Raw genomic sequence first — 6000 nt, 5'->3', positions numbered from 1 at the left:
AGAGTAACATTGTGCCGAATAGGTCTGTACTGTCTGTTCTAGCAGTGAGAGTCAGGTGTATGACAATCAAACCGGAGGCTATGCCTAACAGCCAGTATTTAGGTTCCAGGAGGCGATCGATCCATTTGATTTCGGTCATTGTTGCTTTCTATATTGTAGTGGAAGCTTTCATTATTTGTTATTTGTTATTGGTTATTCGTTAGTGGAGGCAACTACTAACTAATGACTCACAACTACTAACAAATCACAAATAACAAATAACCAATAACTAATGACTACTGACTAATTAGTGTAGACTTTGCGGTAGTAACTCTGATATTCTTCCGACAGCAGTGGCTCCCACCAATCGCGATTGGCTAAATACCATTCCACAGTACGCCGCAAACCTTCCTCTACTGTGACTGAAGGAGTCCAATTTAGGTCATTTTTAATTTTGGTTGCATCAATAGCATAACGTCGATCGTGTCCGGCTCTGTCTTTGACAAAGGTGATTAATTGTTCGCAGGGACGGGCGGGTAAATCTTCTGCCAACTCGTCCATTAGTTGGCATAGCATCTTGACTAAATCGAGATTTTTTACTTCGTTGTTGCCGCCTACATTATAAGTTTCTCCCGGCTTACCGTTGTGGATTACGGCATCTAAAGCTCGGCAGTGGTCGAGTACATATAGCCAATCTCGGACGTTTTGACCGTCGCCATAAACTGGCAATGGTTTGCCCAAAAGCATATTGATGCACATTAATGGAATTAGCTTTTCGGGGAAGTGATAGGGACCGTAATTGTTAGAGCAATTGGTGATAATTGTGGGGACGCCGTAGGTATGGAAATAGGCGCGGGCGAGGTGGTCGCTACCGGCTTTTGAGGCTGAGTAGGGACTATTGGGCTCGTAGGCGGTTGTTTCAGTAAATGCTGGGTCGTCGGGGCCAAGACTGCCATAAACTTCGTCCGTGGAAACATGGAGAAAGCGCATTTGTGCTTTGAGGGACAAGTCGTCTATTGCTTCAAAATGCTTGCGGAAGGCTTCGAGAAGGGTGAAGGTTCCGACAACGTTTGTTTGGACAAAGGCTGCGGGTCCGATAATCGATCGATCGACGTGGGATTCTGCTGCAAAATGGGCGACTGTGTTGATGTTTTCGGTTTGAAGTAAGGTATCGATCAGGGCCCGATCGCAAATATCCCCTTGTACAAACCGAAAATTTTCTCCCCCTTCCAAACTGGCTAGGGTTTTTCTGTTTCCTGCATAGGTGAGAGCATCGAGTACCACTACCCGATCGCCTGGATAGCTACTGCACCAGTGATGTACAAAATTGGAGCCGATAAATCCAGCGCCACCTGTTACCAACAATCGACGAGGCGATCGTACTTGGCCTTGATCCTTGCTGTCTGTCATAAAAAAAGTCCGGTAAGTGGGAAACTCAGCGTCTTTAGACCTGAGTTACTGACATTGCTTGCCATAACTAAGTCTTTTCAAAAATAACCTTAAAAGTAGTTTGTCACCAAGTATTTGTCACTGTGTAATTAAATTTTCTACTCTTTGATATCAGATTTTTTCATGGGGGGTGCGATCGCACTCTGGGCGACACCTCCGGAAAGCAACCCCTCTGTATTCGCTCAAATGCTTGCCAGACAAGGCTTTGGGTTGTTTGTTGGGACACGCAATTGGCAGTGGTGATTGCTGTTGATTGTGGATATTTGCGATCGAGTCGCGATTGTGGGTGCTCTGAGAGTTGATAGATTTGTGAAGAGCTGTTACCATTATTTTTTTAATTATCCTTTACAAAATCCAGAGGACCATGAAAAAGTTTCAAGTGTTAGCTGGCATTGCTTCCACCGTTGCGATCGCGAGCAGTATTGCACTAGGCGACGCAGCATTGGCTTTTCCTTGTCCCTACAGCAAATCCAATGCTGCTCAATCTGGTTCTGGAACAACCCTAGTTGGTTCCGGTGGCCAGGCTCAAATGAATCCCTGTAAATCTTACAAAACATTAGCTTTGGGTTTTCTCGGCTTAGCTGGGGTTTTGGGCGGTGGTGCTGCTTACATGAGTTACCGCGTAGGCAAGCGGGCTCAGGCTGCTTGCGCTGCCATGAGTGATAATTTTGAAGTTTTTCAAGAGTCGATCGCCGATGAATCGATGGAAGCATACCTGGAAGTTCCCACGGATGCTGAATCCGAGTCCCCGATGGCTGCAACTGAAAGTGCATCACCCCTGGGAGTAGTTCGGGAACACCCGGAAGCACCAGGTGGCGAACTGGATTTGGGATCGTCTCGCCCGATCGAATCTGCCCCAAGTGCGATCGTCCAATAGTAATCTTGCGGTAGCACCAATTTGGAGTAAATCGGAACTCCGATTTACTTCAGGTAATCACCGATTACTCAAAATCAGTCACAAGATAGACAAAAAATTTTCATTTAAAACGGTAAAATATATAACTATAGATTAAAACCATGGGTTATGAATGCTATTGGCGATCGATTCAATCAATTTACAGGTAAAACGCGATTTGCAGTTTGTCGCGTGTTCATTCACCTCACTGGTGAAGAAGTTGCACCATTGTTGGGAGTTCTCAACAGCACTGCCAGAGATGCCATAGACGCCGATGGGGATTTAACAGTCCTCGGAGAAGGCTTGGTAGAAGTTTGCAATCACCTATTGCAGTACGATAACTACTGGCAATCAGCGGCCAACGAAGGTGACGTTTTTTGGGATGAAGGGGAAGCAGGCGATTATGTAGATGAACTGTTTACAGATTCAGCGGAACGCTATCTGAGCGAACCTCAATACAGCAACTCTGTGGACGATCGCAATTCTCCCTTATCTTTGCCCGTGACTAGAAATGTCGTGGTGATGCTGACAGTAGCCTATGAAGGCGAAGTTCCCCAACTGGAAACAGACCTAGCAGACATCAGCGCCCTAAAACAGGGTTTAAAAGCACTGATTAATTTATACTATCAGCAAAGGCTCAGAGCTATCCAAATTCACTTTTCGCCCGCACAGTTGGGAGACGAACTTACTAACGACCAATTGTTGGTAAATTTTTCCGAACTCATTCCTCTCTAGGGAAGTCATTAGTTAGTAGTCATTAGTTAGTAGTTAGTAGTTGGTAGTCATTAGTTAGTAGTCATTAGTTAGTAATTAGACTGTGCCTAAAATAACCAATAACCAATAACCAATAACCAATAACCCTTCGACTTCGCGGTTCCTGAGCGTAGTCGAAGGGCAGGGCGACGCCAATAACCAATAACCAATAACCAATTAGTATTTATGCTGCGAAGATTGATAGTTTATTTCATGGCTTTAACATTGTGCGTGACCACTATAGCCTGTGGTTCTCCCAGTCCCACGACGCCGAAGGCAAATCAGAATGTTAATACTGTCCGTTCTGCCCCCCCTAGCAATAATAATTTAAGTCAAGGTCAATATCCCTTACAGCAAGCTACCTACGACGATACTGACGGGGAATATAGTTTGATGTTGCTCAATACTCCCCCCGGTACTTCCTCTATTTATCGATCGAGAGATTTGCAAATGGCTAGGTTAACGGATGAGGAAATATCCCAAGGTAAAAAAAGTTATCTGAATTTACAAAAAGATCTAGCCAGTTTACATTTGACTGAAGATTTTAAAATAGAGTACGTTCATAACGTGACCGAAACAGTCAGTAATCCTCAAACAGGTCAGCCACAAACAGTGGTAGTGAGACAGCAATCTGGTTTCTGGGCTCCGTTTGCTGGGGCCTTGGCCGGTCAGGCGATCGGCAGTTTGTTATTCACACCCCGATATTATGTGCCACCAGTCTATCAGCCGGGAGTGATTCTCACAGGATATGGCGGGTACGGTAACACTTACCGCGAGGCTGTTAACCAATATCAAACTCGCTATCAAGCCCCCCCAGCCGCTGTCAGAAACCGTCAAGCTTTAAGGACTACTGGCCGCTTGCGATCGCCCACATCCAACGCACCCGCAACTCGTCGCCCAGTACCGCCCAATGCCAATCGATCGACCGGTTCGGGTTATGGTGGCAGCACTTTGAGACGATCGACAAAACCAACTTCCCCGCAGCAAAGGCGCACTCCAAGTTTTGGTAGCGGTGGAAACTCTCGTACACCCAGTCGGAGTCCGGCTTTCGGAAGCCGTAGAAGGCGTTAGGTTCGAGATTAGTGGGCGATCGCCAATCGATACCCGATTTTTTTCAAAAAGTCGGGTATTGTACATATCATCGTCAATTTACTGACAGCGTTGCCAATACATTCTAGCCACTGTATCCCCAGGATTGGCTTGCAAACATTGCTCTAACAGTCGAAGGGCCACCTCTTTATCAGAGGCATGATAAGAAACGATCGCCCTTTCAAAATTGCTTTGCATGGCTAACTTCCCTTCTCGCAATTCCGGGGGATCGGCATTAAAAACTTCATACACGGCTACCTGTTCCGATTTCCCCTTGACTCGAACGCGATCGATCAAACGAATGTCATAATTTTCAGGATTTTTTAAAGCTCGAAATGTGCGATCGCTAATCAGCAAAGGCACGCCGTACTCTTTAGTTAATCCCTCCAAACGAGATGCTAAATTCACCGCATCGCCGATGACAGTTCCATCCATCCGAGATGCACCACCCACAGTTCCCAGTATTAATATCCCCGTATTAATGCCAATGCCAATTTTAATCGGCGGACGTTCGGGTCTCGTGCGCGTGGTATTATAGTCCGCTAGCCTTTGTAGCATAGCAATTCCACCTGTGACTGCCCGATCCGCATCTCCACTAAATAAAGCCATGATCGCGTCACCAATATATTTATCAATAAACCCATTATTTTCGATAATCGCGGGTTCCATCCGAGAGAGATAACCATTAATAAATTTAAAATTATCATCCGGTGTCATCCTTTCTGATAAACTGGTAAAATCTCGAATATCTGAAAATAACACCGAAATTTCTTGCTGAATTTGTTCACCTAATTGAATATCTAGAAAGCTATTTTTTTTTAATAATTGAAGAAACTGACGAGGAACAAAACGTAAAAAAGATTCATTAAGTGCTTGTAAATAACTTTCTTTTTCTTGAAGTTCTGCAATTAGTTTAGCTTGCCTGCGAGTCAGGGTTTCTAACTCTTGATTCATTTCTATAAGTTGATAATTTTTTTGTGCCAGTTGCTTATCTTGACTGTAACTGTGGATTGCTTCTGTTACCGTTAGTCTTAAATCTTCATCCTGCCAAGGTTTACCGATGTAACGATAAAGCTTAGCGTATTTGACCGCATTAGCAACCGCTTCAATAGTAGCTTGCCCAGTCAGCATTACTTTCAGGGTTTTTGGGGAAATTTCGTGAACGCGGCGCAATAGTTCGTCTCCCTTCATATCCGGCATAATGTAATCGGAAATAATCAAGGGAATTTCATCACCCTCTTCAATTAATTCTGCCAGTAACTCCAAAGCATCCTCACCCCCTTCAGCTATTTCGATTCTATACTCCTCTCCGAAAGCTTTTCTCAGTTCCGATTTCAAACTCGTTAAAATAGTAGCTTCATCATCTACACAAACAATCACAAGTTTTTTAGAAATTTTTGTCATAATTTTTCTAATCCAGACTTGACCGTCTCGATCAACTCTTTTTCCGACCAGGGTTTAAACAAACATTGATGTAAATTAGCTGCTGCATAAGCTCGATCGATAGCTTCTTGATCTGCCTGCCCTGTCAATAAAATTTTGACAATATTAGGAAATTTTTGATGCACGCGAACCATAAATTCATCGCCTTTCATTCCTGGCATCAGCCAATCGGAAACAATCAATAAAATGCTCACCTCATCTTCATTTAATTCATCAATAATATCTAATGCTTCTTCAGCATTTTGGGCGACTTCATAAACATAGGAACTTCCTAATGCTTTTCTCAATTGAGCCTTCAAGCTTTCTAAAATCACGGCTTCATCATCAACACACAAAATCACAGGTTTAGACATGGTAATTAATTGGTAATTGGTAATTGGTAATTGGGAATG

General features: G+C 43.9%; 7 protein-coding genes. 3 read left to right on the top strand and 4 right to left on the bottom strand.

Going from position 1 to position 6000, the window contains the following annotated elements; translation table 11 throughout:
* Positions 1-282: 282 nt before the first annotated feature.
* Complete coding sequence (gene rfbB, locus AAFP11_RS08965; protein WP_341736731.1) at positions 283-1389, bottom strand: dTDP-glucose 4,6-dehydratase; 1107 nt, start codon at positions 1387-1389, stop codon at positions 283-285.
* A 150-nt stretch (positions 1390-1539) separates the two neighbouring features.
* The gene (locus AAFP11_RS08960; protein WP_341736730.1) at positions 1540-1755 is read right to left on the bottom strand and encodes a hypothetical protein; all 216 of its coding nucleotides are present in this window, start codon (positions 1753-1755) and stop codon (positions 1540-1542) included.
* A gap of 37 nt (positions 1756-1792) precedes the next feature.
* Here AAFP11_RS08960 and AAFP11_RS08955 point away from each other — a divergent pair, with 37 nt between their 5' ends.
* From AAFP11_RS08955 to AAFP11_RS08945, 3 genes are all read left to right on the top strand, one after another.
* On the top strand, positions 1793-2305 hold the full coding sequence (locus AAFP11_RS08955) for a hypothetical protein (RefSeq protein WP_341736729.1): 513 nt from the start codon (positions 1793-1795) through the stop codon (positions 2303-2305).
* 147 nt (positions 2306-2452) lie between these two features.
* Positions 2453-3058, top strand: coding sequence for a DUF1517 domain-containing protein (locus AAFP11_RS08950; protein WP_341736728.1), 606 nt, complete (start codon positions 2453-2455; stop codon positions 3056-3058).
* 204 nt (positions 3059-3262) lie between these two features.
* Entirely contained in the window at positions 3263-4147 is an 885-nt protein-coding gene (locus AAFP11_RS08945) for a hypothetical protein (RefSeq protein ID WP_341736727.1), read from the top strand.
* Between the two features lie 78 nt (positions 4148-4225).
* Here AAFP11_RS08945 and AAFP11_RS08940 read toward each other — a convergent pair whose 3' ends face one another.
* Both AAFP11_RS08940 and AAFP11_RS08935 read right to left on the bottom strand, forming a co-directional pair.
* The gene (locus AAFP11_RS08940) at positions 4226-5569 is read right to left on the bottom strand and encodes an adenylate/guanylate cyclase domain-containing protein (protein WP_341736726.1); all 1344 of its coding nucleotides are present in this window, start codon (positions 5567-5569) and stop codon (positions 4226-4228) included.
* Entirely contained in the window at positions 5566-5961 is a 396-nt protein-coding gene (locus AAFP11_RS08935) for a response regulator (protein ID WP_341736725.1), read from the bottom strand. The genes AAFP11_RS08940 and AAFP11_RS08935 overlap by 4 nt, the downstream gene beginning before the upstream one ends.
* Between the last annotated feature and the right edge of the window lie 39 nt (positions 5962-6000).

The organism is Microcoleus sp. CAWBG640 (assembly GCF_020883015.1).
Classification (GTDB): domain Bacteria; phylum Cyanobacteriota; class Cyanobacteriia; order Cyanobacteriales; family Microcoleaceae; genus Microcoleus; species Microcoleus anatoxicus.
The sequence above is the reverse complement of the archived record's forward strand: the minus strand, read 5'-3'. Positions and strand labels throughout refer to the sequence as shown.